This is a genomic window from Streptomyces viridochromogenes, from assembly GCF_001270495.1.
GTDB classification, from domain to species: Bacteria; Actinomycetota; Actinomycetes; order Streptomycetales; family Streptomycetaceae; genus Streptomyces; species Streptomyces viridochromogenes_A.
This window is the reverse complement of the sequence record NZ_LGUR01000117.1, coordinates 174451-199474: the sequence shown is the minus strand read 5'-3', so window position 1 is coordinate 199474 and position 25024 is coordinate 174451. Positions and strand designations below refer to the sequence as shown.

Annotated in this window: 18 protein-coding genes, 1 tRNA gene and 2 pseudogenes; 14 read left to right on the top strand and 7 right to left on the bottom strand. The window is 70.8% G+C overall.

Translation table 11 applies throughout. The features are described 5' to 3' along the window. Position 1 precedes the first annotated feature (1 nt). The 4 genes from ADK36_RS12930 to ADK36_RS12915 all read right to left on the bottom strand — a co-directional run bounded on the left by ADK36_RS12930 (position 2) and on the right by ADK36_RS12915 (position 6600). A complete protein-coding gene (locus ADK36_RS12930; RefSeq protein WP_048579337.1) occupies positions 2–1387 on the bottom strand; it encodes an OFA family MFS transporter in 1386 nt (461 codons plus the stop codon). Between the two features lie 120 nt (positions 1388–1507). Continuing rightward, positions 1508–3652, bottom strand: coding sequence for an acetate--CoA ligase family protein (locus ADK36_RS12925; protein ID WP_053197766.1), 2145 nt, complete (start codon positions 3650–3652; stop codon positions 1508–1510). Between the two features lie 4 nt (positions 3653–3656). Then, positions 3657–4907: a formyl-CoA transferase gene (frc, locus tag ADK36_RS12920; RefSeq protein WP_048579610.1), complete on the bottom strand. Its 1251-nt coding sequence runs from the start codon at positions 4905–4907 to the stop codon at positions 3657–3659. Between the two features lie 10 nt (positions 4908–4917). Next, positions 4918–6600 (bottom strand): thiamine pyrophosphate-binding protein, encoded by a 1683-nt coding sequence (locus tag ADK36_RS12915; RefSeq protein ID WP_048579336.1) that lies wholly within the window; start codon positions 6598–6600, stop codon positions 4918–4920. 145 nt (positions 6601–6745) lie between these two features. On the opposite strand from ADK36_RS12915, the gene sucC reads away from it, so the two are divergent. The 5 genes from sucC (at position 6746) to ADK36_RS46150 (ending at position 11211) form a co-directional block, all read left to right on the top strand. Then, positions 6746–7879 carry an ADP-forming succinate--CoA ligase subunit beta gene (sucC, locus tag ADK36_RS12910; protein ID WP_053197529.1) on the top strand — a complete coding sequence of 378 codons (1134 nt, stop codon included), beginning with the start codon at positions 6746–6748 and terminating at the stop codon, positions 7877–7879. A gap of 14 nt (positions 7880–7893) precedes the next feature. Beyond that, on the top strand, positions 7894–8778 hold the full coding sequence (sucD, locus tag ADK36_RS12905) for a succinate--CoA ligase subunit alpha (RefSeq protein WP_053197526.1): 885 nt from the start codon (positions 7894–7896) through the stop codon (positions 8776–8778). A 179-nt stretch (positions 8779–8957) separates the two neighbouring features. Then, positions 8958–10499 carry an aldehyde dehydrogenase family protein gene (locus ADK36_RS12900; RefSeq protein ID WP_048579333.1) on the top strand — a complete coding sequence of 514 codons (1542 nt, stop codon included), beginning with the start codon at positions 8958–8960 and terminating at the stop codon, positions 10497–10499. A gap of 233 nt (positions 10500–10732) precedes the next feature. Next, positions 10733–10817: transfer RNA gene (locus tag ADK36_RS12895), tRNA-Leu, on the top strand. Between the two features lie 22 nt (positions 10818–10839). Continuing rightward, positions 10840–11211: a TetR/AcrR family transcriptional regulator C-terminal ligand-binding domain-containing protein gene (locus tag ADK36_RS46150; RefSeq protein ID WP_078942523.1), complete on the top strand. Its 372-nt coding sequence runs from the start codon at positions 10840–10842 to the stop codon at positions 11209–11211. A 65-nt stretch (positions 11212–11276) separates the two neighbouring features. On the opposite strand, the gene ADK36_RS12890 is transcribed toward ADK36_RS46150, so the two are convergent. Next, entirely contained in the window at positions 11277–11756 is a 480-nt protein-coding gene (locus ADK36_RS12890; RefSeq protein WP_053197524.1) for a MarR family winged helix-turn-helix transcriptional regulator, read from the bottom strand. A gap of 204 nt (positions 11757–11960) precedes the next feature. Between ADK36_RS12890 and ADK36_RS12885 the strand changes: the two genes are divergently transcribed. The 5 genes and pseudogenes from ADK36_RS12885 to ADK36_RS50120 all read left to right on the top strand — a co-directional run. Next, positions 11961–13178: a cytochrome P450 gene (locus ADK36_RS12885; RefSeq protein ID WP_053197523.1), complete on the top strand. Its 1218-nt coding sequence runs from the start codon at positions 11961–11963 to the stop codon at positions 13176–13178. Positions 13179–13209: 31 nt separating this feature from the next. Continuing rightward, on the top strand, positions 13210–13410 hold the full coding sequence (locus ADK36_RS12880) for a ferredoxin (protein ID WP_053197521.1): 201 nt from the start codon (positions 13210–13212) through the stop codon (positions 13408–13410). A 370-nt stretch (positions 13411–13780) separates the two neighbouring features. Continuing rightward, on the top strand, positions 13781–15865 hold the full coding sequence (fusA, locus tag ADK36_RS12870) for an elongation factor G (protein ID WP_053197518.1): 2085 nt from the start codon (positions 13781–13783) through the stop codon (positions 15863–15865). A 142-nt stretch (positions 15866–16007) separates the two neighbouring features. Continuing rightward, positions 16008–16871: pseudogene (locus ADK36_RS49460) on the top strand (ABC transporter substrate-binding protein); the annotation flags it as partial. Continuing rightward, a pseudogene (locus ADK36_RS50120) lies at positions 16872–17883 on the top strand (family 1 glycosylhydrolase); the annotation flags it as partial. It lies immediately after the preceding pseudogene. A gap of 3 nt (positions 17884–17886) precedes the next feature. On the opposite strand, the gene ADK36_RS12860 reads toward ADK36_RS50120, so the two are convergent. Further along, positions 17887–18279: an SCO5389 family protein gene (locus tag ADK36_RS12860; RefSeq protein WP_053197515.1), complete on the bottom strand. Its 393-nt coding sequence runs from the start codon at positions 18277–18279 to the stop codon at positions 17887–17889. Positions 18280–18345: 66 nt separating this feature from the next. Beyond that, positions 18346–19302, bottom strand: coding sequence for an ATP-binding protein (locus ADK36_RS12855; protein ID WP_048579608.1), 957 nt, complete (start codon positions 19300–19302; stop codon positions 18346–18348). A gap of 171 nt (positions 19303–19473) precedes the next feature. On the opposite strand from ADK36_RS12855, the gene ADK36_RS12850 reads away from it, so the two are divergent. The 4 genes from ADK36_RS12850 to ADK36_RS12835 are packed head-to-tail and all read left to right on the top strand — an operon-like array spanning position 19474 to position 24524. Next, entirely contained in the window at positions 19474–20010 is a 537-nt protein-coding gene (locus tag ADK36_RS12850) for a GNAT family N-acetyltransferase (RefSeq protein WP_053197513.1), read from the top strand. 3 nt (positions 20011–20013) lie between these two features. Next, positions 20014–21507 (top strand): ABC transporter substrate-binding protein, encoded by a 1494-nt coding sequence (locus ADK36_RS12845; RefSeq protein ID WP_048579325.1) that lies wholly within the window; start codon positions 20014–20016, stop codon positions 21505–21507. A 21-nt stretch (positions 21508–21528) separates the two neighbouring features. Further along, positions 21529–23298, top strand: coding sequence for an ABC transporter permease subunit (locus tag ADK36_RS12840; protein WP_199830158.1), 1770 nt, complete (start codon positions 21529–21531; stop codon positions 23296–23298). Further along, the gene (locus ADK36_RS12835) at positions 23295–24524 is read left to right on the top strand and encodes an MDR family MFS transporter (protein ID WP_048579323.1); all 1230 of its coding nucleotides are present in this window, start codon (positions 23295–23297) and stop codon (positions 24522–24524) included. Before ADK36_RS12840 ends, ADK36_RS12835 begins: the two co-directional genes overlap by 4 nt. The last annotated feature ends 500 nt before the right edge of the window (positions 24525–25024 follow it).

The following is a 25024-nucleotide window of genomic DNA, read 5'->3' as shown; positions in this document are numbered from 1 at the left end:
GTCAGGCCATGTCCTCGCCGAGCGGTTGGGGGTTGGCAGCGATGCGCGTTTCCTTGTCGCGTCCCGGTGGGCTGAGGAACACCGCGACGCACCCGGCGAAGAGCGAGATGGAGCCGGCCAGGATGAAGGCGCCGGAGTGCCCCCAGGCGCCGACGACGACGGCGCCCATGCCCGCGCCCAGACCTGAGACGAGCTTGGCGCTGTAGACCATGCCGTAGTTGGACGCGTTGTTGTTCTCGCCGAAGTAGTCGGCGGTGAGCGCGGCGAACATCGGGAAGATGGCGCCACCACCGAAACCGGAGATCGAGGAGAAGATCAGGAACAGCGGCAGGTTCTTGGCCTCCGCCGACCAGAGGATGCCGTACTGGGAGAGTCCCAGGATGACGCACACGACGAGCAGACACCGTTTACGGCCGTAGAGGTCGGAGAGCCAGCCGATGACACCGCGGCCGGTACCGTTGACGATCGCCTTCAGGGACATGGCCGTGGCGACGATCCCGCCCGCGAATCCGGCCTCCTCACCGATGTCCACCTGGAAGGCGATACCGAAGATGTTGACGCCGGAGGTACAGGCCAGGCAGAACCACATCAGGACCACCCGGCCGGTCTTCCACGCCTCCTTGGGGGAGTACTGGCGGACCGCCGGCGGGTTCATCCGCAGCGAGCGGGCCGCGCGCGGGTCGTTCGGCGGGTTGAGCGGGTCGATCGACGCGGGCCACCAGTTCTTCGGCGGGTCCCTGAAGAAGAAGCCGGAGAACGCCACGATCCCGGCCAGGAACACACCCACCGAGACCAGCACCCAGCGGAAGTTGGTGAGATCCATGTAGCCGTTGAAGAGGAAGACGAAGGGCACCGAGCCGTAGGCGAAACCGCCGTTGACGAAGCCGGTCTTGCCGCCCTTGCGCTCCGGATACCACTTGCCCACCATGTTGACGCAGGTGGCGTACACCATGCCCGCGCCCATGCCGCTGAACATGCTGAAGCCGATGTAGGCGAAGACGACGTGCGGTGCGAACGCCAGCGACAGGTAGCCCAGCAGGGTGCCCGTCGCGCCGCACATCATCGCCCAGCGGGCCGGCAGCTTTCCGCTCTCCCGCAGCTTGCCCGCGGGGAAGGCCACCGCGGCCTGGAAGAAGACCCAGACGGTCATCATCCAGAAGATGTGCATGCTGTTCCAGTGGTGCGCCGTGTGCAGCGTGTCCTCCGCGGACGCGAACGCGTACTCGGCGGAGGAGATGCCCATCATGCCGACCCAGGGCAGGATCACCATCCACTTGCGTTTGCGCCCCATGATGTCGATGTCGGACTCACCGACGCGATAGACGCGTCCGTTCTTGTCGGTCACCTCCCGGAAGGCGGCGACCCGTGGAACATCGGTAGTTGTCACGTTAGTTGCACCCCTTGCGTCGAAAGTTCTGGCCAGCGCCCCCTGTCCAATGCCTTTCGTGTGCGCACGGGTCCCGGGGTCGGCCGACGCGCACCGTCGGCCGACCCGCGCCCACTCACCTCATGAACCGCCCCCCAAGATCCCCGCCGCCCGAGCCCAGCGGTACTTCGCGCCGAGCACGGCCACCGGCTTCTCGGTCGTGTACGGGTAAGCCACGACCCCCCGCTCGTACAGGTACTGGCAGGCCTCCTCGACCTCGACGTCGCCCGCGAGCGACGCGACCACGGGCTTCTCGATGCCGCGCTCCCGGAATTCGGCCACCACGCGCGCGGTGAGCTCCGCGAAGACCATCGGGGGAGTGACGATGGTGTGCCAGTAGCCCAGGACCAGCGCGTGGATGCGCGGATCCTCCAGACCGAGCCGGATCGTCGCCTCGTACGTCGACGGTGGCTCGCCCCCTGTGATGTCCACCGGGTTGCCCGCCGCCCCGAAGGGCGGGATGAACTTCCGGAAGGCCTCGTCGAGGTCCGGCGGGATCTCCATCAGGGACAGTCCGTTGTCGGTCACGGCATCCGAGAGCAGTACGCCACTGCCGCCGGCCCCGGTGATGATCACGACGTTGTCGCCCTTGGGGGCGGGCAGCACCGGCAACGCGCGCGCGTACTCCAGCATTTCGTTCAGCCCGGGCGCCCGGATGACGCCGGCCTGCTTCAGGATGTCCTCGTACACGGCGTCGTCGCCGGCGAGCGCTCCGGTGTGGGAGCCTGCCGCCTTCGCGCCCGCCGCCGTCCGTCCCGCCTTCAGTACCACGACCGGCTTCTTCGGTACGGTCGCCCGCGCGGCCTCGACGAAGGCGCGCCCGTCCTTGAGGTCCTCCAGATGCATGGCGATGCACTCGGTGTGCGGGTCCTCGCCGAACCAGGTCAGCAGGTCGTCCTCGTCCAGGTCCGACTTGTTGCCGAGGCCCACGATCGCCGACACACCCGTCTTCGTGGTCCGCGCGAAGCCCAGGATGGCCATCCCGATGCCGCCGGACTGCGACGTCAGCGCCACCCCGCCCTTGACGTCGTAGGGCGTGCAGAACGTGGCGCACAGGTCCTGCCACGTCGAGTAGTAGCCGTAGATGTTCGGCCCGAGCAGCCGGACGCCGTGTCGCTCGGCGATCTCCACGATCTCCGCCTGGAGTTCGTGCTCGCCGGTCTCCGCGAACCCGGAGGGGATCAGCACGGCGTTCGGGATCTTCTTGCGTCCCACCTCCTCCAGGGCCGAGGCCACGAACTTGGCGGGGATAGCGAAGACCGCCACATCCACCTCACCGGGAACGTCCGTGACACTCTTGTACGCCTTGCGGCCCAGAATGTCATCGGCCTTGGGGTTCACCGGATGGATGTCCCCGGCGAATCCGCCGTCGATGAGGTTGCGCATGACCGAATTGCCGATCTTTCCCTGCTCGTTGGAGGCCCCGATGACGGCGACCGACGACGGCTGCATCAGCCGGCGCATGGAGGTGAGGATCTCGTCGCGCCCGTAGCGGCGGCGCGCCTTGACCGGTGCCTCTGAGAGGATCACGCGGATGTCGGCCGCGACCGCCCCCTCCGCGGTCGCGATCACCGGGTTGAGGTCCACCTCGGCTATCTCCGGGAAGTCCGCCACGAGCTGCGAGACACGGCGGATCTGCTCGGCGATCGCCCACCGGTCCACGGCCGCCTGGCCGCGCACCCCGCGCAGGATCTCCGCCGCCCGGATGGAGTCCAGCATGGACAGTGCCTCGTCGGCGGTCACGGGAGCGAGCCGGAAGGTGACGTCCTTGAGGACCTCGACGAGGACCCCGCCGAGCCCGAAGGCCACGACCTTCCCGAACGTCGGGTCGGTGACGGCTCCGACGATGACCTCCTGCCCCTGCGGGAGGAGCTCCTGGACCTGCACGCCCTCGATACGGGCATCCGCGTTGTACGCGCGCGCGTTGTCGATGATCTTGTGGAACGCGGCCCGTACGTCCGTCGCTCCCTCGACGCCGACGATCACGCCGCCCGCGTCGGTCTTGTGGAGGATGTCCGGCGAGACGATCTTCATCACCACGGGCCCGCCGAAGCGCGCCGCGTACGCCACCGCCTCGTCGACGTCCGTCGCGAGCTCCTCGCCCGGTACGGCGATCCCGTACGCGTCGGCGATCACCTTGCCCTCGGGCGCGGTCAGCGCCGTGCGTCCCTCCGTCCGCACGGAGTCGAGGAGCGTCCGCACCCTCAGGACGCGGTCTTCGGCCATCACGTCAGATCACTCCGTTCGACTTGAGCAGGCGCAGCTCCTCGTCGCCGAGGCCGAGCTCGCCGATGTAGACCTCTTCGTTGTGCTGGCCGAGCAGCGGTGAACTGGACACCTCGACGGGGGAGTCGGAGAGCTTGAGCGGGCTGCCGACGGTCACGAACTCGCCGCGCTCGGGGTGCGGCACGGTGACCACCATCTCGTTGGCGACCAGCGAGGAGTCCTCGATGATCTCCTTGGTGGACAGGATCGGCCCGCACGGAATGTTGTGCGCGTTGAGCTTCTCCAGCACCTCCCACTTCGGCAGGGTCGAGGACCACTCCTCGATCAGCTGGAACATCTTGTTGAGCTTGGGCAGCCGGGCCTCCGGCGTCGCCCACTCGGGGTCGTCGGCGAGTTCGGGCCGGCCGATGAGCTCGCTGATCGGCTGCCAGCCGACGGGCTGCACGATGACGTACACGTAGTCGTTCGGGCCGCCCGGCGCGCACTTGACCGCCCAGCCGGGCTGACCGCCGCCGGACGCGTTTCCCGAGCGGGGAACTTCCGTGCCGAAGTCCTCGTTCGGATATTCAGCAAGCGGCCCATGTGCCAGGCGTTGCTGGTCCCTCAGCTTCACCCGGCACAGGTTGAGTACAGCGTGCTGCATGGCCACGTTGACCCGCTGCCCACGCCCGGTGTTCTCGCGCTGGAACAGCGCCGCGAGAATCCCCGCGACGGCGTGCACACCCGTCCCCGAGTCCCCGATCTGGGCTCCGGTCGCCAGCGGCGGCCCGTCCTCGAAACCGGTGGTCGACATCGACCCGCCCATGGCCTGCGCGACGACTTCGTACGCCTTGAAGTTGGTGTACGGGCCGTCGCCGAACCCCTTGATGGAGGCATAGACGATACGCGGATTGATCTCCTGGATGCGGTCCCAGGTGAAGCCCATCCGGTCGACCGCGCCCGGTCCGAAGTTCTCGACCATGACGTCGGAACGCCGGATCAGCTCGGTGAGGATCTCCTTGCCGCGCTCGGTCTTGGTGTTGAGAGTGATGCTCCGCTTGTTGCAGTTGAGCATCGTGAAGTAGAGGGAGTCGACGTCCGGGACGTCGCGCAACTGCTTGCGCGTGATGTCTCCGGTCGGCGCCTCCAGCTTGACGACGTCCGCGCCGAGCCAGGCGAGCAGCTGGGTCGCGGAGGGGCCGGACTGGACGTGGGTCATGTCCAGGACGCGGATGCCTTCGAGAGCCTTGGGCGGAGTACCCGTCGTGCCGGTCATGCAGGCCACCTCACTTGTACATGGTCTGGTTCATGGTTCCGGGGGCGTACGCGTCCGGGTCGACCCAGACGTTGATCAGCGACGGCTTGCCGGACTCGCGGGCGCGCCGCAGCGCGGGGCCGATGTCGGCGGGGTCACGGACCTCCTCGCCGTAACCGCCCAGCATCTGCGCGAACTTGTCGTAGTGGACGTCGCCGAGGGTGTTGCCGACCCGCTCGCGCTCCAGGCCGTACTTCTGGGCCTGGCCGTAGCGGATCTGGTTCATGGAGGAGTTGTTGCCGACGATGCCGACGAAGGGGAGGTTGTAGCGGACGAGCGTCTCGAAGTCCCAGCCGGTGAGGGAGAAGGCCCCGTCGCCGAAGAGCGCGACCACCTCCTTGTCGGGCCGCGCCTGCTTGGCCGCGAGCACGAACGGCACCCCGACGCCGAGCGTGCCCAGCGGTCCCGGGTCCATCCAGTGCCCGGGTGACTTGGGCTGCACGACCTGACCGGAGAAGGTGACGATGTCGCCGCCGTCGCCGATGTAGATCGAGTCCTCGGTGAGGAAGTCGTTGATCTCGCTGACCAGCCGGTACGGGTGGATCGGCGAGGCGTCCGACCTCAGGCTCGGCAGCCGCTTCTCCAGAGCGGTCTGCTCGGCCGCGCGCAGCTCGTCGAGCCACTCCTTGCGCTTCGACGCGCCTCCATTGACGCGTCCGGAAGCCGCCTCGGTCACCGACTTCAGCACCAGTCCGGCGTCGCCCACGATCCCGAGGTCGATGTCGCGGTTCTTGCCGACGGTGCGGTAGTCGAGGTCGATCTGCACGACGGTCGCGTCCGGCGACAGCCGCTTGCCGTAGCCCATACGGAAGTCGAAGGGCGTGCCGACGATGACGATGACGTCGGCGTTGGAGAAGGCGTACCGGCGCGACAGCTGGAAGTGGTGCGGGTCGCCCGGCGGGAGCGTGCCGCGGCCGGCGCCGTTCATGTACGCGGGGATGTTGAGGGTGCGGACGAGGTCGATGGCCGCCTCCGTGCCGCGGGTCGTCCACACCTGGCTGCCGAGCAGGATGGCCGGCTTCTCGGCGTGGACCAGCAGGTCGGCGAGCTTCTCGATGGCCTCGGGGTCGCCGGCCGAGCGGGTGGAGGCGCGGTAGGCGCCCTCCTTGGGCACGCGCGCCTTGCTCACCGGCACCTTGGCGTCGAGGACGTCGCGCGGGATCTCCAGGAAGGAGGGCCCCGGCGCGCCGTGGTAGCACTCGCGGAACGCCATCGACACCATGTCCGCCGCGCGCGCCGTGTCCGGCACGGCCGCCGCGAACTTGGTGATCGGCGTCATCATGTCGACGTGCGGCAGGTCCTGGAGGGACCCCATCTTGTGCTGGGTGAGGGCGCCCTGGCCGCCGATGAGCAGCATCGGGGACTCGGCGCGGAAGGCGTTGGCGACACCGGTGACGGCGTCGGTGGTGCCGGGACCCGCGGTGACGACCGCGCAGCCGGGCTTGCCGGTGATGCGGGCGTAACCGTCGGCGGCATGGGCGGCGACCTGCTCGTGACGGACGTCGACGACCTCGATGCCCTCGTCGACGCAGCCGTCGTAGATGTCGATGATGTGGCCGCCGCACAAGGTGTAGATGCGGTCGACCCCCTCGGCCTTCAGCGCCTTGGCAACGAGATGACCACCGGAAATGACGTCCTGGGTGTCGTCGGGCATGGCGAAGTCCTGTCCCTTCGTAGGGGGTTGGAACGGCTCTCGCGGTACATTGCATACAGTCGACGAATACTGTATGAACCTTGTTATCCCGCATCCGGTGGGTGGTGTCCAGGGGGCGTGCGGCACTTTTGAGTCAGGAGCCGGAATGGACCTGTACGAACACCAGGCAAGGGAACTCTTCGAGGAACACGGCATCTTGGTGCCACGGGCAGAGGTGACGGACTCACCCAAGGAAGCCCGCGAGATCGCACGCCGACTCGGCGGCCGCGTCGTGGTGAAGGCGCAGGTGAAGACCGGTGGCCGGGGCAAGGCGGGCGGCGTGAAGCTCGCCGCGGACCCCGCGGCCGCCGAGATCACGGCACGCCAGATCCTCGGCATGGACATCAAGGGCCACACCGTCGGCAAGGTGATGCTGGCCCAACCCGTGGACATCGAGACCGAGTTCTACGTGTCCTATGTACTCGACCGCGCGGCAGGCGGCTTCCTCGCCATCGCCTCGGCCGAAGGCGGCATGGAGATCGAGGAGGTCGCCGCCGGCCGGCCCGAGGCCGTGGCCCGTATCCCCGTCGACCCGGCCGAGGGCGTCACCTCCGCGAAGGCCGGCGAGATCGCCGAGGCGGCCGGACTGCCGCCGCAGACCGTCGACGTGCTCGTACGACTCTGGGAGGTGCTGGTCCGCGAGGACGCCCTCCTCGTCGAGGTGAACCCGCTCGTCCGCACCGCGCGGGGGCAGATCCTCGCCCTCGACGGCAAGGTCACCCTCGACGACAACGCCCGCTTCCGACAGGCACGTTGGGGTGCCGACGCCGTGGAGCACGACGACGTCCTGGAGGCGACGGCCGCCGCCAAGGGCCTCAACTACGTCAAGCTCGACGGCGAGGTCGGCATCATCGGCAACGGCGCCGGTCTCGTCATGTCGACCCTCGACGTGGTCGCGGGCTGTGGCGCCCGCCCCGCCAACTTCCTCGACATCGGCGGCGGGGCATCGGCCCAGATCATGGCCGACGGGCTGTCGGTCATCCTCTCCGACCCGGCCGTGAAGTCGGTCTTCGTCAACGTCTTCGGCGGGATCACCGCGTGCGACGCGGTCGCCGACGGCATCGTGCAGGCCCTGGACAGCGTGCAGTTGACCAAGCCGCTCGTCGTCCGCCTCGACGGCAACAACGCCGCCCGCGGGCGCGCCATCCTCGACGGACGCGCCCACCCCCTGGTCCAGCAGGCCACCACCATGGACGGCGCCGCGTTGCGGGCCGCCCAACTCGCCGCCGCCACAGCCTGAGGAGACATGACGACATGGCCATCTACCTCACCAAGGAGAGCAAGGTCCTCGTCCAGGGCATGACCGGCGGCGAGGGCATGAAGCACACCCGGCGCATGCTCGCCGCCGGCACGAACGTCGTCGGCGGCGTCAACCCGCGCAAGTCAGGCCGCACCGTCGACTTCGACGACCGAGCCGTGCCCGTCTTCGGCTCGGTCGCCGACGGCATACGGGCGACCGGCGCCGACGTGACCGTCGTCTTCGTGCCGCCCGCCTTCGCCAGGGCGGCCGTCGTCGAGGCCGCCGACGCCGGCATCGGACTCGCCGTCGTGATCACGGAAGGCATCCCCGTCCACGACTCCGTCGCCTTCACCTCGTACGCGAAGGCGCGCGGCACCCGCATCATCGGCCCCAACTGCCCGGGCCTGATCACCCCCGGCCAGTCCAACGCGGGCATCATCCCGCCCGACATCACCAAGCCCGGCCGCATCGGCCTGGTCTCCAAGTCCGGCACGCTCACCTACCAACTGATGTACGAACTCCGCGACATCGGCTTCTCCACCTGCGTCGGCATCGGCGGCGACCCCGTCGTCGGCACGACCCACATCGACTGCCTGGCCGCCTTCCAGGACGACCCCGACACCGAACTCATCGTCCTCATCGGCGAGATCGGCGGCGACGCGGAGGAACGCGCGGCCGCGTACATCCGCGACCACGTCAGCAAGCCGGTCGTCGGCTACATCGCCGGGTTCACCGCACCCGAGGGCAAGACGATGGGCCACGCGGGAGCGATCGTGTCCGGCTCGTCCGGTACGGCAGCCGCGAAGAAGGAGGCGCTGGAAGCGGTAGGGGTACGGGTCGGCGGCACCCCCACCGAAACCGCCCGCCTGGTGCTGGACCGCCTGGGAGCCGAGGCGTGACCTCACTCGTGGTGGACGCGAGGTCAGGCCCAGAAGCCGCCATTCCTCGCTAGCAGTCCGTCCCGGCCACGTACGTCCGCCATGCACGTCCACCACGTACCCCATGTGCGCCCCATGCGCCCCCTCGTACGACCGCCATGTACGACCGCCCCCGACTGTGCACCGCGAGCGGAGACCCGATGGCAACCACCCTCACCCTCAAAACAGGCACGTCCTGGTCCGACGCCTGGCAGCGATGCCTCGCGGTCGCCCCGGAGGCATTCCGGGACGACCGTGTCCTCAACCTCTGGAACTCCAGCTGGCAGGCGGACGGCCGACCGCTGCCCGCCACCAGCCCCGTCGACGGCAGCCCGATCGCCGGGCCGCCGCGCCTGGACCGGGCCACCGCCCACCAGGCCGTACGCGCCTCGCTCGACCAGCACCGCGCGTGGCGGCACATCCCGCTGGAGGAGCGCCGCGCCCGTGTCGCGGCCACGCTCGACGCCCTGACCCAGCACCGGAACCTGCTCGCCCTGCTCCTCGTCTGGGAGATCGGCAAGCCGTGGCGGCTCGCGCAGGCGGATGTCGACCGGGCCATCGACGGCGTGCGCTGGTACGTCGACGGCATCGAACCGATGGTCACGGGCCGGTCCCCACTGGACGGTCCGGTTTCCAACGTGGCGAGCTGGAACTACCCGATGAGTGTGCTCGTTCACGCAGTGTTGGTACAGGCATTGGCAGGCAACGCGGTCATCGCCAAGACCCCGACCGATGGCGGTGTCGCCTGTCTGACCCTGGCCTGCGCGCTGGCCGCCCGCGAGGGAATTCCCGTCACCCTCGTCAGCGGCAGCGGAGGAGAGCTGTCGGAGGCGCTGGTGCGGGCGCCCGAGATCGGCTGCGTCTCCTTCGTCGGCGGCCGCGACACCGGCGCCGCGGTGGCCACGGCAGTCGCCGACCTCGGCAAACGGCATGTACTCGAACAGGAAGGACTCAACACCTGGGGCATCTGGAACTACACGGACTGGGACGCGCTCACGGCGGTCGTACCCAAGCTCTTCGACTACGGCAAACAACGCTGCACGGCGTACCCGCGCTTCGTCGTCCAGCGAGAGCTGTTCGACGAGTTCCTGGCGGCGTACCTCCCAGCGGTGCGCGGGCTCAGGGTCGGCCACCCGCTGGCGGTCGAGAAGGCAGACGACGCCTACCCGCAGCTTGACTTCGGTCCGGTGATCAACGCGGCCAAGGCGAAGGAGCTCCACGACCAGGTCGCGGAGGCGATCGACCGCGGCGCCGTCCCGCTGCACCGGGGCAGCCTGTCGGACGCCCGCTTCCTGTCCGGCCAGGACACCTCGGCGTACGTCCAGCCGGTCACGCTGCTGAACCCGCCCCCGTCCTCCCCGCTCCACCACGCGGAGCCGTTCGGCCCGGTCGACACCATCGTCCTGGTCGACACCGAGGCGGAGCTGCTGGCGGCGATGAACGCGTCCAACGGCGCGCTGGTCGCCACCCTGTCCACTGACGACCGGTCTACGTACGACCGCCTGGCCCCGCAGATCCGTGCGTTCAAGGTCGGCCACGGCAAACCGCGCTCCCGTGGCGACCGCGACGAGCTGTTCGGCGGCTTCGGCGCGTCCTGGCGCGGGGCGTTCGTCGGCGGCGAGCTGTTGGTGCGCGCCGTGACCCAGGGGCCGGCGGGGGAGCGGCTGCCCGGGAACTTCCCGGACTACCACCTCATGCCGTGACGGGGGCCGGTGGCGCCTCCGTGTGGGTGCCACCGGCGCTCGGGCGACCTCACCCGTGCGTGACCCTCCGGTCACCTGCCGTGCAGCGCTCGGACTGCCGAGGGGGGACCCTGCCGCATGACCCGCCGTGGGCCCCCAGGTGGACGGATATGCAGGTGAAAGGCACTCCGAAACCTTGGTATTGTTGTCCACGTCGCCGCCGGGAACACTTCCGGCAAGGCGGCAGACACCTAGTCCGGGTGGCGGAATGGCAGACGCGCTAGCTTGAGGTGCTAGTGCCCTTTATCGGGCGTGGGGGTTCAAGTCCCCCCTCGGACACAGACACAGATTGTTACCGCTCATGCGGGTCGAGGTTTTCTCGACCCGCATGAGCTGTTTTATGGCGTCGGCGTGCCGATGGGCCGGTCCCGCGGCGGGGCTCTGGTCAGGAACGCGGCCGCGGCGGCGATGTCGGTCGGTGTACCCAACCGTCCGGCCGGGGAGGCGTCGATCATCCGGCCCTCGGCGCGAAGCACTCGTGGAGCGGCAGCGGCGCGCTGTGGACGCCGGTCAGGTGGGCGCGGGAGCAGACCTCGACGCCGTTGCCGACGCAGTCACCGGCGCTTTCCTCCATCAGCTCCTGACCGGAAACGCCGCAGCGTCGGAGCGGCGGGCCGCGGCGCTGGTCGACATCCTCCTCGGTGGGCGTCGCCCCACCTCTGGCGGATCCTGACCTTGCTGTCTGTGCCTGACCTCGCTGTCTGTGTCTGATCCGGCTGTCAGTGCCTGACCCCGCTGTCAGTGACCCGAATCGCCCGCGCCCCTCGGCCAAGGCCGCCCGGTGATCCGTTCGATGTCGGTGTTGAACTGACGTAGGTCGGCGATGAAGCGGTCAAGGCGCTCGGGTGTCCAGTCGGCCACGACGGTGGACAGGCCGGTGACGATTCCCTCGCGTTGTTCGGAGAGGAGCCTGAGGCCCTCCTCGGTGATCCGGAACTTGCGGGCCACTCCGCCGGCCGGGTCGAGTGTCCGTTCCACCAGGCCGTTGCGCAGGAGGGCCGAGGTCTGGCGGGTGAACGTCGACGCCGCGAGTCCGAAGGCCTCGACGAAGTCCGGGATGGACATCGGTCCCTGGGTCTCGAGCCTGGTGAGCAGTACGTAGGCACTCTGGTCCAGCGGGTCTCCGCGCCGTGGCCCCCGAGGTGCCCGCATCTCCTTGTGGCGGGTGAGGATCAGCAGCTCTCGCTCGATGCGCTCCGCCGCCTCTCGGGCGCCCATGCCGCTCTCCTTCCCGGCCGCACGGCCAAGTCCCCAGGTCCGCGAGTCCCCAGGCCCGCGAATCCCCACCCTACGGTGAGATTGCGCCATACATGGAAAGTGCATCATGCACTCTTGATGCATGATGCACAACGTGGGTAGCGTGCCGTGCGGTGAATGCTTCCGTGTCGCTCACCCGCCTCCCCCCATGCAAGGTGATGCCAGATGCGCGAGAACGAACTTCTTCGGCTGCCCCTGCCCAGCGACAACCCCTTGGAGCCGCCGGCCGAATGGGAGCAACTGCGCCGCCGGTGCCCGGTGACCACCGTTGAACTCCCCAGCGGGGACAAAGCGGCCTATCTGACCCGCTACGACGACGTAAAAGCCCTGCTGTCCGACGCGCGGTTCGTCCGTCCGACCGCAGGGGACGTGGGCGCCGCCCGGATCGCCCCCGAAGGGGCCGGTGGTCCCGCCGCCGACGGGAGTACGGCCCTCGCCTTGCCCGACCGGGGTGAGCCGCACCTGCGGTGGCGACGGCAGGTGGGCAAGTACTTCACCGCCAAGCGCATGACGGCCCTGCGCCCCGGCATGGTGCGGATCGCCGAGGGCCTCGTCGACGACATGGTCCGCCATGGTCAGCCCGCCGATCTCAAGGCCGGCCTCGGGTTCCCGCTGCCCGTCTACGTCATCTGCGAGATCCTGGGCGTCCCCGCCGGTGACCGGGACCGGTTCTCGCACTGGTCCGACGCCTTCCTCAACGTCAGCCGCTTCACCGGCGACCAGACCCGGGCGGCGTACACCGAATTCGCCGAGTACATGTCCGCACACATCGCCACGACGCGCGCCGCGCCCGGCGAGGATCTGATCGGCATGGTGATCCGGGAGAGCGAGGGGGAGGGGCAGGGGCTGACCGACGAGGAGCTGCTCGGCACCGCCATGGGGCTCCTGGTCGCCGGACACGAGACCACCGCGAACATGATCGGCAAGATGGTCGCCATGCTGCTCGCCGACCGTACCCGGTGGGAGCGGCTGCTCGCCGACCCCACCCTGGTGCGTACCGCGGTCGACGAGGCGCTGCGCTTCGACACCAACCTCGGCTTCGGTATCCGGCGTTACCTCACCGAGGACGTGGAGGTCGACGGCGAGCTGCTGCCGAGCGGCACCACCGTCGTGTGCAGCATGCCCGCCGCCAACCGGGACGAGCGGGTCTTCAGCGACGCGGACGACATGGTGCTGTCCCGGTCCCCGAACCCCCATCTCACCTTCGGCGCGGGACCGCACTCCTGCCTCGGGCAGAGCCTGGCCCGCACCGAGCTCCAGGTCACCCTGGAGGTCCTCCTCCGCAAGCTGCCGAACCTTCGACTGGACGTACCCGTCGATGAGTTGAAGCGTGTGGAGGGCCTCCTCGTCGGCGGATTGCGCACCGTGCCCGTGCGGTGGTGACGGCTCCCGAGCGGGAAGGTGGGCAACAGCCGTGAAAGTCCATGTGGACGAGGGCCGCTGCTGCGGCGCCGGCCAGTGTGTACTGGTGGCATCCGAGGTCTTCGATCAGCGTGACGAGGACGGAATAGTCACCCTCCTCGAACCGAGGCCCGCCGCGGACCTGCACGCAGCCGCACGCGAGGCTGCCGCGGTCTGCCCCGCCTCGGCCGTCACGATCGACGACGACCGCTGAAAATCAGCTGCTTCGACCCTGCCCGGCTCCCTACACTCACCACGCAGCAACGCGCCGCACAACGATCAACGGCGCGTCACCGTGACGAGTCGAGGGGAGCCGGGCCGTGTGTGACCGCACCGCCGTCGTCGTCTCCTCCTCCCGGTACGACGTGATCCTCGTGTCCTGGTCCTCCCGGTGCCCGCTGCGCGGCCGGCACCGGATGCCCGTGACGAGCATCTGAGAGCGCCAGAACACGTCAACACCCCTGCCGTCCACTGACTTTGATGGGCGGCAGGCCGTGCTCACGTGCGCGTGCACGCAACGTCCGGGAATCGCGCTGACCCTTTTTCGTTCCGGATCAACCGGATCACCCGAAAGGCCAAGGGCCGTGCGCACCAACCTCAACACCCTCGCCGCCGTCCGCAACCTGGGCATCCTCGCCCATGTCGACGCCGGCAAGACCACCGTCACCGAGCGGATCCTGTTCGCCACCGGGACCACCCACAAGCGGGGCGAGGTCCACGACGGCACCACCGTCACCGACTTCGACCCGCAGGAACGCGATCGCGGCATCACCATCTTCGCCGCGGCAGTCAGCTGCGCCTGGGACGGTCACCGGATCAACCTCATCGACACGCCCGGACACGTCGATTTCGCCGACGAGGTGGAGCGTTCGCTGCGCGTCCTGGACGGCGCGGTCGCCGTCTTCGACGCCGTCGCGGGGGTCGAGCCGCAGAGCGAGTCGGTGTGGCGGCAGGCGGATCGGCACGGTGTGCCGAGGATCGCGTTCGTCAACAAGCTGGACCGCGCCGGGGCCGACCTCGACACGGCGGTCGCCTCGATCCGGGAACGGCTGCATCCGGCGCCGCTGGTCGTGCAGTTGCCCATCGGCGCGGAGGACGGGTTCCGCGGCGTCGTGGACCTCGTACGGATGCGGGCGCTGGTGTGGGCCGACGGCGCCGACACGGCCGTAGAAGAACAAGTACCCGAGGAGATGCGGGAGGAGGCGCGGCGGCGTCGGCGGCTGTTGGAGGAGGCGGTGGCCGAGCTGCACGCCGGCGCGCTGGAGGAGTTCTGCGTACGGTCGACGGTCTCGGCGGAGACCCTGGCCGCCGCCCTGCGGGAGCTGACGCGCAGTGGCGACGGGCTGGTCGTGCTGTGCGGCTCGGCGTACCGCAACCGTGGTGTCGAGCCGTTGCTCGACGCGGTCGTGGCGTATCTGCCGTCGCCGCTGGACGTGCCGGCCGTACGCGGGCTGCGCGACGACGTCGAGGAGGAGCGGCCCGCCGACCCGGCGGCGCCGTTCGCGGCGCTGGCGTTCAAGGTGAGCTCGACCTCGACCGGGCGGCTGACCTACCTGCGGGTGTACTCGGGAACGATCGAGAAGGGAGGCGTCGTGTTCGACGCGGGCACCCGGCGCACCGAGCGGATCGGGCGGATCCTGCGGGTCCAGGCCGACCGGCACGCCCACGTGGACCGGGCGGTCGCCGGGGACATCGTGGCCGTGGTCGGCCTGAAGTCGGCCCGTGCGGGCTCCACCCTCTGCGCACCGGACGCCCCGCTCGTCCTCGAACCGCCCGGCGTGGCCGAGCCGGTGGTGTCCGTGGCGGTCGAGGCGCGCAGGTCCACCGACACCGACCGGCTGGCCTCCGCGCTGGCACGGCTGGCGGACGAGGACCCGTCGCTGGTCGTGCGGACCGACGCCGAGACCGGCCAGACGGTGCTGTCGGGCATGGGCGAACTGCATCTGGAGGTCGCGGTGGAGAAGATCCGGCGGGACCTCGGGCTGGACGTCAACGTCGGCCGCCCTCGGGTGGCCTACCGCGAGACGGTCGGCCGAGGGGTGTCCGGCTTCGTCTTCCGGCACGTCAAACAGGACGGCGGGGCCGGGCAGTTCGCGCATGTCGTCCTCGACGTCGAGCCGCTGGAGACGGAGTCCGGGTTCGAGTTCCGCTCGGCCGTCGTCGGCGGTCGCGTGCCGCAGGAGTACGTCCGTGCCGTCGAGGCCGGCTGCCGGGACGCCCTCGCCGAGGGCCCGCTCGGCGGCCACCCGGTGACCGGACTGCGTGTCACGCTCACCGACGGGTCGACCCATGTGAAGGACTCCTCCGACACGGCGTTCCGTACGGCCGGCCGACTCGGCCTCCGCGATGCCCTGCGCGCCTGCGCGATGGTCCTCCTGGAGCCGGTCGTCGAGGTCACGGTGACCGTGCCGGAGGACGCCGTCGGCGCAGCCCTCGGCGACCTGGCGGCTCGGCGCGGCCGGGTTTCCGGGTCCGTCACCCGGGTGGGCGCCGCGGTCGTCACGGCGACCGTGCCGCTGGCTGAACTGTTCGGCTACGCGACGCGGTTGCGCAGCCGGACGCAGGGCCGCGGCACATTCACGGCCCGCCCGACCGGATACGCACCGGCACCAGCGTCGGCATCGGCGTCGGCGTCGGCACCAGCGCCGGTGGCGACGGCATCGCGGTAGCGGCAGGCGACAGTGGGCTCCGCCCCTCGGCGGACGGAGCCCACTGTCGGCCCCGCCCGGTGTGTCAAAAGCCTTGACGCAGGCTCGTCTCAAGGCTTAACTCACGCTCTAAATTAAGCACTCCCGGAAGAGACAACGAGCCATGCGCACAGCGCGAACCGCGGCCGTAGTCGCCGTCACCATGTCTCTGGTCCTGGCCGCCGCGGCCTGCGGAGGCGGTTCGTCGACCGACGGCGGCGGATCCAACGACTCGCCGAAGACCCTCACCTACTGGGCTTCCAACCAGGGCGCCAGCATCGAGGTCGACAAGAAGGTCCTCCAGCCCGAACTCGACAAGTTCGAGAAGCAGACGGGCATCAAGGTGGAGCTGGAGGTCGTCCCCTGGTCCGACCTGCTGAACCGCATCCTCACCGCGACCACCTCCGGCCAGGGCCCCGACGTCCTCAACATCGGCAACACCTGGAGCGCCAGCCTCCAGGCCACCGGCGCGCTACTGCCGTGGGACGCGAAGAAGTTCACCGCGATCGGCGGCAAGGAACGCTTCGTCGACTCCGCGCTCGGATCGACCGGAGCCGAGGGGCAGGACCCGGCCGCCGTGCCGCTGTACTCGATGGCGTACGCGCTCTACTACAACAAGCAGCTGTTCGCCGACGCGGGCATCTCCGAGCCGCCGGCCACCTGGGACGAGCTGGTCGCCGACGGCAAGAAGCTCTCCGGGGGCGGCAAGTGGGGCCTGGGCGTGGAGGGTTCCAACCCCTCGGAGAACATCCACCATGCCGTCGTCTTCGCCAAGCAGCACGGCGCCGACTTCTTCACCGCCGACGGCAAGCCGGACTTCACCTCCGACCGGGCCGTCGCCGGTGTCAAGCAGTTCGTCGACCTGATGGCCAAGGACAAGATCGTCGCCCCGGGCAACGCCGAGTACGCCCAGAACCAGTCCGTCAGCGACTTCGCCAAGGGGAAGACGGCCATGCTGCTGTGGCAGTCGGCGTCCGCCAACCTCCGGGTCAACGCGAAAGGGCTGGCGTTCTACGACGAGCTGGTGGATGGACTGCTGGCGGCGGGCATCACGCCCTTCGTCACCCTCTACCACTGGGACCTGCCCCAGACCCTCCAGGACCGGGGCGGCTGGCCCGAGCGGGAGACCGCGGAGCACCTCGCCGCGTACGCGGCCGTCGTCGCCGAACGCCTCGGCGACCGCGTCACCCAGTGGGCCACCCTCAACGAACCCCTGTGCTCGGCGTGGATCGGCCACCTGGAGGGCAGGATGGCCCCCGGCCCAGGCGATCCGCTCCGCCGCCCCCGGGGCCGAGGTCGGCATCGTCAACAACCTCTCCACCGTCCACGCGGCCACCGACCGCCCCGAGGACGTGGCCGCGGCCCGCCGTGTGGACGGCCACACCAACCGCTGGTGGCTCGACCCGGTCCACGGCCGTGGATTCCCGGTGGACATGCGGGAGGTGTACGGCGTCGAACTCCCGGAACGCGCGGGCGACTTGGACACCATCGCCGCCCCCCTGGACTGGCTGGCCCTCAACTACTACTTCCCGGCGACCGTCGCCGACGACCCCACTGGCCCGGCCCCACACGCCCGCCAGATCCGCCGCACCGGCGTCCCGCGCACCGGCATGGACTGGGAGATCGACGCCGGCGGCATCGAGACCCTCCTGCTCCGCCTCACCCACGACTACGGCGCCCGTCGCCTCTACGTCACCGAGAACGGCTCCGCCTACCCGGACGTGGTAAGCCCCGACGGGACCGTCGACGATCCGGAGCGCCAGGAGTACCTGTTCCAGCACCTCGCGGCCTGCGCCTCCGCCGCCCGCAAGGGCGCCCCACTGGCCGGGTACTTCGCGTGGTCGCTGCTGGACAACTTCGAGTGGGCGTACGGCTACGACAAGCGTTTCGGCCTGGTCCACGTCGACTACGGCACACAGGCCCGCACCGTCAAGAACTCCGGGCACGGGTACGCGGACATCATCCGCGCGCACGGGGCACGGGCCGAGCGCGCGGCCTGACGGTCAGCAGTCCCGGAACTCCGGCGACTGGTTCAGCACCTGCGACCGTACCGACGTGAACCGCCCGTACGTCTCCCCGTCCCGTGCCTCCGGCCGGAACGCCGCCACCCGGTGGCAGTTCTGGAAGGCCAGGGCCACGCCGAAGTGCCGTTCCAGGCTGCCGCGGATCGCGTCGCTGGCGAGGGCGCGCAGGAGCTGGCCGCGTTCCTGCTCGGACGGGGGAGGGGTCTGGTTGTCCGTGAACTCGGCGGTGCCGTCGCGCAGTTCGGCCGCGAGGGAGGCGATCAGGTCGTAGGCGTACGGCAGTGAGGTGCGGACGGTGGCCACGAAGTCCTCCTCGCGGATGTCACCGTGTTCGGCTTCGGCGAGGAGCTTGGGGGAGACGTCGAGAGACATGGGTGTGAGTTCCTGTTCGGTGGGGGTGGTGCCGTAGTACGGCCGGGTGCTGAGGTGGGGTGTCGGTCAGGCCGGCGCCGGGCCCGGCACGAAGTCCGGGTCGACCTGGGAGGCCAGGTCGCCGCCCGTCCTGTCGTCCGCCCAGGCGCGCGCGTTGCGCAGGTGGAACTCGACGGCGTGGCGGTGGGTGGTGGGCCAGTCCTTGGGGTGGGCGTCGACCGCCTCGCGCAGGACGTTCAGGGCGTGGACGTTGTGGGTCTCCAACTCGCCCTGTTCCCGGCCCTGTTCGGCCGCACGGACCCAGGGGGAGTGGACCAGGTGGGTGAGGAGGTCGTCGCCGACCTCCTCCTTCAGGAAGAGCAGGTCGTCCTCGCCCGTCACCTTGTTGCCGACGACCGCGATGCGGATGCCGAACTCCCGGGCGTGGTCGCGGTACTGGCGGTAGACCGAGACGCCCTTGCGGGTGGGTTCCGCCACCAGGAACGTCATGTCGAAGCGGGTGAACAGGCCCGACGCGAAGGCGTCCGCGCCCGCCGTCATGTCGACCACCACGTACTCGCCGGGGCCGTCGACGAGGTGGCCGAGGTAGAGCTCGACCCCGCCGAGCTTGGAGTGGTAGCAGGCCACCCCCAGGTCACTCTCGTCGAACTCGCCCGTGACCATCAGGGGTACGTCCACGCCCTGGGCATCCACGCGCCGGACGTGCCGCGCGTGCAGTTCGTCGTCGCCGAGCAGGGTCAGCAGGCGTGAGCCGCTGCCGGGCGGGGTGGTCTTGATCATGGCGTCGGCGGAGGAGATGCGCGGGTTGGTGCCGCGCAGGAACTCCTTGATGTCCCGCAGGTGGGCGCCGAGCGGCGGGGCGTCCAGGGCGTCCCCGTCATGGCCCAGTGCCTCGGCGAGGTGCTGGTTGATGTCGCCGTCGATGGCCAGCACGGGCGCGCCGGAGCGGGCCAGGTGGCGGGAGAAGAGAGCCGACAGGGTGGTCTTGCCGCTGCCGCCCTTGCCGACGAACGCGATGCGCATCAGCGGCACCCCTCTTCCGCCACCAGGGTACCCTTTTTGAAAATGGATGTCATGTGGAAAGGTTGGATGTGATCTTCGATCACTGTCAAATCGTCTGAGCCGTAAGGAGGTTGCGCGGAACGGCGGGGGCGGGCGGAAAGGCCTTTCGCTCCTGATGCATATGATGTGCAAGTGCATGAGTACAGCATCAGGGCGGCGAGCCCGGACGACCTCGACGGTGCGCGAGCCCTGATGCTCGACACCGTCTACCACGACTTGGGTACCGGCTACGTGCCGCGCTGGCACGCGGACATCATCGACCCGGCCGCCGCCTATCTCGCCCCGCCCCGCCACACCCTCCTCGTCGCGCTCGACCCGCACGACAACGGTGTCGTCGCCACCGCCGCCCTGGACGCCCGCGGCCCGGCCCACCCGCCGAACCCGCGCGACCTCGCCGAGCGCTACCCCTGCGGCGAGACCGCGCAGCTGCGCCGCGTCTACGTCAGCCCCGAGCACCGCAGGCGCGGCCTCGCCGCGCGGCTGGTCGACGAACTGCTCGCCTTCGCGGCGGCGGACGGCGGCTACCGCGCCGTCTATCTGCACACCGACCCGCGGGTGCCCGGCGCCGAGGCCTTCTGGCGCTCGCGCGGCAAGGTCGTGCACGACGAGCGCGTGGATCCCGACGGCGCCTTCGGCGTCGTCCACTTCGAGATACCGATGGAGCGATAGCCCGTGCCACGCCGACTCCGCCCGCTCCTCGCCCTCGTGCTGGCCCCGGTCCTCGCCGGCTGCTTCGCCTCCAGTGGCGGAACCGACTCCGCCGACGGCGCCGAAGCCGGCTCCCGCCTCCGCGTCGCCCTCGCCTTCTCGCCCGCCGAGCGCCTCTCGCCGTACGGCGCCGACTCCACCATCCTCAGCCGCCTCGGCGTCACCGAGGGCCTGACCGCGCTGGACGCCAACGGCGCCGCGGCCCCCGCCCTCGCCGCCTCCTGGCGCCAGGAGAACGACCGCACCTGGCTGTTCACCCTGCGCGAGGCCACCTTCCAGGACGGCACCACCGTCACCCCGGCCGCGGTCGCCACCGCACTCACCCACGCCGCGCAGGCCAAACCCGTCCCCGCCGCCCTCGCCGGCGTCACCTTCACCGCGAAGGCCGACGGCGGCACCGGCGTACGGATCACCACCAGGACCCCCGACCCCGTCCTGCCCCTGCGCCTGTCCAGCCCGTCCCTCGCCATCCTCTCCGGCAAGGCGTACGGCAGGAACGACAAGGCCGACCCGGTCGGCACCGCCACCGGCCCCTTCGAGCTCACCAAGGTCCTCGGCTCCACGGCCGCCACCCTCGACCGCTACGACGACTACTGGGGCGGCCGGGCCCAGGCCCCCGGCATCGACGTCAAGTTCGTCGCCGACGGCACCGCACGCGCGAGCGCCCTGCGCACCGACCAGGTCGACCTCGCCGAGGCGATCCCCGTCGCCCAGGCCGCCACCCTCGACAAGGCCACCCGCGAGGCGATCGCGACGACCCGCACCACGAGCCTGCTCCTCAACACCGACAAGGGCGCCTTCAAGGACCCCGCGCTCCGGGCCGCCGCCCGCGAGGCCGTCGACACCTCCGCGCTCGCCAAGGGCGTCTACGAGGGATACGCCGACCCCGGCGCCGGCATCTACGGGCCCGCCGTCACCTGGGCCGCCGGCAAGCGGACCGAGCCGGTCGGACGCGCGAAGGCGGGCAAGCCCGACGGGACGCGGATCACGCTCGCCACGTACGACAACCGGCCCGAGCTCCCGGAAGCCGCCCAGGTGCTGAAGCAGCAGCTGGAGAAGGCCGGGTTCGAGGTCACGCTGGAGGTGCGCGAGTACTCGCGGCTGGAGAGCGACGCCCTGGACGGCACATTCGACGCCTTCGTCGGCGCACGCAACAGCCTGGTCGACACCGGCGACCCCGTCGGTGTCCTCGCCAGCGACTACACCTGCGACGGCAGCTACAACCTGGCCCTGCTCTGCGACAAGGACGTCGACCGGGCCGTGGCCAAGGCCGCGGACATCGCCGACACGGCCGAGCGGCAGGACGCGGCGATGGCGGCCGAGGCCGAGGTCCTCGGCACCGACGCCGTAGTCCCCCTCGTCCACCAGCGCATCATCACCGGCGTCGGCAGCTCCGTGCGCGGCGCGCTCCTCGACCCGTACGAGCGCACCCTCGTCGGCATCGGCACCCGGCGCTGACCCGTGCGACGCCAGGCAGGCATGCTCCTTTGGCGTGCGGGAATCGCGGCCGCCCTGGTGTGCGCCATCGGCGTACTGCCCTGGCTCACCCACACCGACCCCGCGCTCACCGTGCTCAAAGCCCGGTCGGCGGACCGCGACCCCACCCCCGAGGTGCTGGCCGACATCCGCGCCCAACTCGGCCTGGACCACGGCCCGTTCCACCTCCTCGGTGACTGGCTGGGCGGGCTGTGGCGCGGGGACGCCGGCCGGTCGTGGATCTCCGGCAGCGAGGTCACGCCCGCCGTGCTCCAGGCCCTCGGCGTCTCCCTGCTGCTGATGGCGGTGGCCCTCGCGGTCGCCGCCGCGACCGCCGCGCTGATCTGCGCCCGCACCCTGTGGCTGGGCGCCCACCGCCGACTCGACGCGCGGCGGACCGGAGGCAGCGGTTCGGCCGTCCTCGCGGCGCTCCCCGAATTCCTCACCGCGTCCGTGCTCGCCACCGTCGTCGGCGTCCAACTCGGCTGGCTGCCCGCACTCGGCTGGTACGGCCCCCAGTGGACGATCCTCCCCGCCCTCGCCCTCGGCCTGCCCGCCGGTGCCGTCCTCGGCCGTCTCCTCGACGACCTGCTGCCCGGCGCCTTCGCCGAGCCCTGGGCCCTGGCCGCCACCGCACGCGGACTGCCCGGCCCCGCGCTCGCCCGCCAGGCCCTGCGCCGCTGCCTGCCCGGACTGCTGCCCAACACCGGCCTGTTCGTCGTAGGACTGACCGGCGGATCAGTCACCGTCGAGCAGATCTTCGACATCCCCGGCCTGGGCCGCACCACCCTCCAGGCCGCCCTCGCCCAGGACCTGCCCGTCCTCCAGGCCGGCACCCTCGCCCTGGTCCTGCTCGCCGCGGCGGCCGCCGGCCTGGCCCACCTCCTCGCCCGCCTGCTGATCGGCCCCGCCCTGCGCGACGGCGCGCTGCCGTCCCTGCACCGCCCGACACCCCCCGCCCGCACGGTCCTGCCGTTCCTCTACGCCGGCCTGCTCCTCACCGTCATCGCCCTCGCCCTGCCCCGCGACCCGCTCGCCCTCGACACCACCGAGCGACTGGCCGCCCCTTCTCCCTCGCACCCGTTCGGCACCGACGCCCTCGGCAGGGACGTCCTGGCCCGCGTCGGCCACGGCGCCCTCGACACCCTGCTGCTCGCCCTCGCGATCACCGCCGCCACCCTGCTCACCGGCCTGGCACTCGGCCTCCTGCCCCGGCTGTCCGGCCCGCTCGTCGACACCGTCACCGCACTGCCGCCGGTCCTCGTCGCCCTGCTCGTCACCGCGGTCGTCGGCAGCGGAACCGCCACCCCCGCGCTCGCCGTGGCCGCCGTGGCCTGGGCCCCGCTCGCCGCCCACACCTCCGCACTCCTCCGCCAGGAACGCGCCGCCCTCCACCTCACGGCCACCCGAGCCCTGGGCGCCGGCCCTTGGTACCTCCTGCGCCACGAACTCCTCCCCGCCGTGATCCCGCCCGTCACCCGCCACGCCCTGCTCCGCCTCCCCGGCATCGCCCTCGCCCTCGCCTCGCTCGCCTTCCTGGGCCTGGGCGCCCAGCCGCCCTCCCCGGAGTGGGGCCTGCTCCTGGCCGAGAACCAGCCCTACGCCGAACGCGCCCCCTGGGCGGTCCTCGCCCCCGCCGCCGTACTCGCCCTGCTGGGCGCGCTGGCGGTGACGGCGGCGGGCGGCGTGCGGCGACGGCGGGGCAGCGCGGACCCAGTCGTGCCACTGCCCGAGAACCAGACACCGGCCAGGGAGTTGGTGAAGAGCGGATGACCGCACTCCTGTCACTCGGCCCGCGTCGCAAGGCGCCGGACCGCCCCCGCCTCTCCCCCCTCCTCCGCCTCCTCATCCTCACCCAACTCGCCTTCAACATCGGCTTCTTCGCCGTCCTGCCCTTCCTCTCCGAGCACCTGGGACGGGCCATCGGCATGGCGGGCTGGCTGGTCGGATTCGTGCTGGGGCTGCGGACCTTCAGCCAGCAGGGCCTGTTCGTGGTGGGCGGGGCGCTGGCCGACCGGTACGGCATACGGCCCGTCGTGCTCGCGGGCTGCGTACTGCGCATCGCCGGATTCGCGTGGCTCGGCTACGCGCGGGAGACATGGGCGGTCATCGCCGCAGTGCTGCTGATCGGATTCGCCGCCGCGCTGTTCTCGCCGGCCGTGGAGTCCGAGGTGGCCCGGCAGGCGGTGCTGTGGGAGGAGTCGGGGGCCGGCTCCCGCACCCGCGTCCTCGCGCTGCTGACGGTGGCCGGACAGGCGGGCGCGTTCGTCGGACCGCTGCTCGGCGCGCTCCTGCTCTCGGTGGACTTCCGTACGGTCTGCCTCGCCGGCGCCGGCATCTTCGTCCTCGTCCTCGCCGGCCACGCGTGGCTGCTGCCGCAGCGCATACCCGGGCGGGGAGGCGTCCGGTTCCGCGGCGGCACGGGGAAGCTGCTGCGCAACCGCCGCTTCCTCGCCCTGTGCTGCGCGTACGGCGCCTACCTGCTCGCCTACAACCAGCTCTATCTCGCCCTCCCCGACGAGGTGGAGCGCGCCACCGGCTCCCAGGCGCCGCTGGCCTGGCTGTTCGCCCTGTCCTCGCTGCTGGTGGTGACGGCCCAGCTGCCGGTCACCCACTGGGTGGGGGAGCGGCTCACCCCGCGCCGGTCCATGGTGGCCGGACTGCTGCTGATCGCGGCGGGGTTCGCGGTCGTGGCCGCCGCCCGCCCCGCCGACTGGACGGGCACGGCAGCCCTGTTGCCCGCGGCCGGCTTCGTCGTCCTGCTCACCCTCGGCCAGATGCTCGTCGCGCCGGTCGCCCGCGCCTGGGTCCCCGACCTTGCCGAGGAGGGCAGACTGGGCCTCTACACCGGCGCGTTGTCGTCGATCTCCGGCCTGATCGTCCTGGTCGGCAGCTCGGCAACCGGCACGCTGCTCGACCTTGGTCTGCCGACGGCCGTGCCCTGGCTTGTACTCGCGGCCGTGCCGCTCGCGGCGATCGGGGTGTTGCCGCGCCGGTAAGTCCCGCCGCGCGGAACTTGTGACGGCCTCCGGTCGGCCGCTGCCCATGTCCTCGCCCCCGCCGCCCCTACCCGTCCCATCCCTTGAAGGGGCTCCGCCCCTTCGACCCCGCCAGGGGGCTCCGCCCCTGGACCCCCATCGGCCTACGGCCTCGCCCTCAAACGCCGGACGGGCTGGAGATGCACGTACCGGCGCCGAGAAGTGGCCGCCTCCGCCGCGAGGCGAAGTTCTGCGGGTGGAGGGTTAGGGGTGGCCGTGCTCGTCTTCCAACGCCGGGCGGGTTGGAAGATGCCTGGCCCGGTGTCAAGGAGCAGCACCGCCTGGCCGTACGCCAGCCAGCTGGACCGAGGACGGACGCCCCCACCCGACGCGGCCCCCCAACGAACCGCACGCGCCAGGCGTACCCCCACTCACCGCAACGGGCCGCCGCAGGCATCTCAGGGGCGCGGGGAACTGCGCGATTAACCCCCACTCACCGAGATGGGCCGCCGCAGGCATCC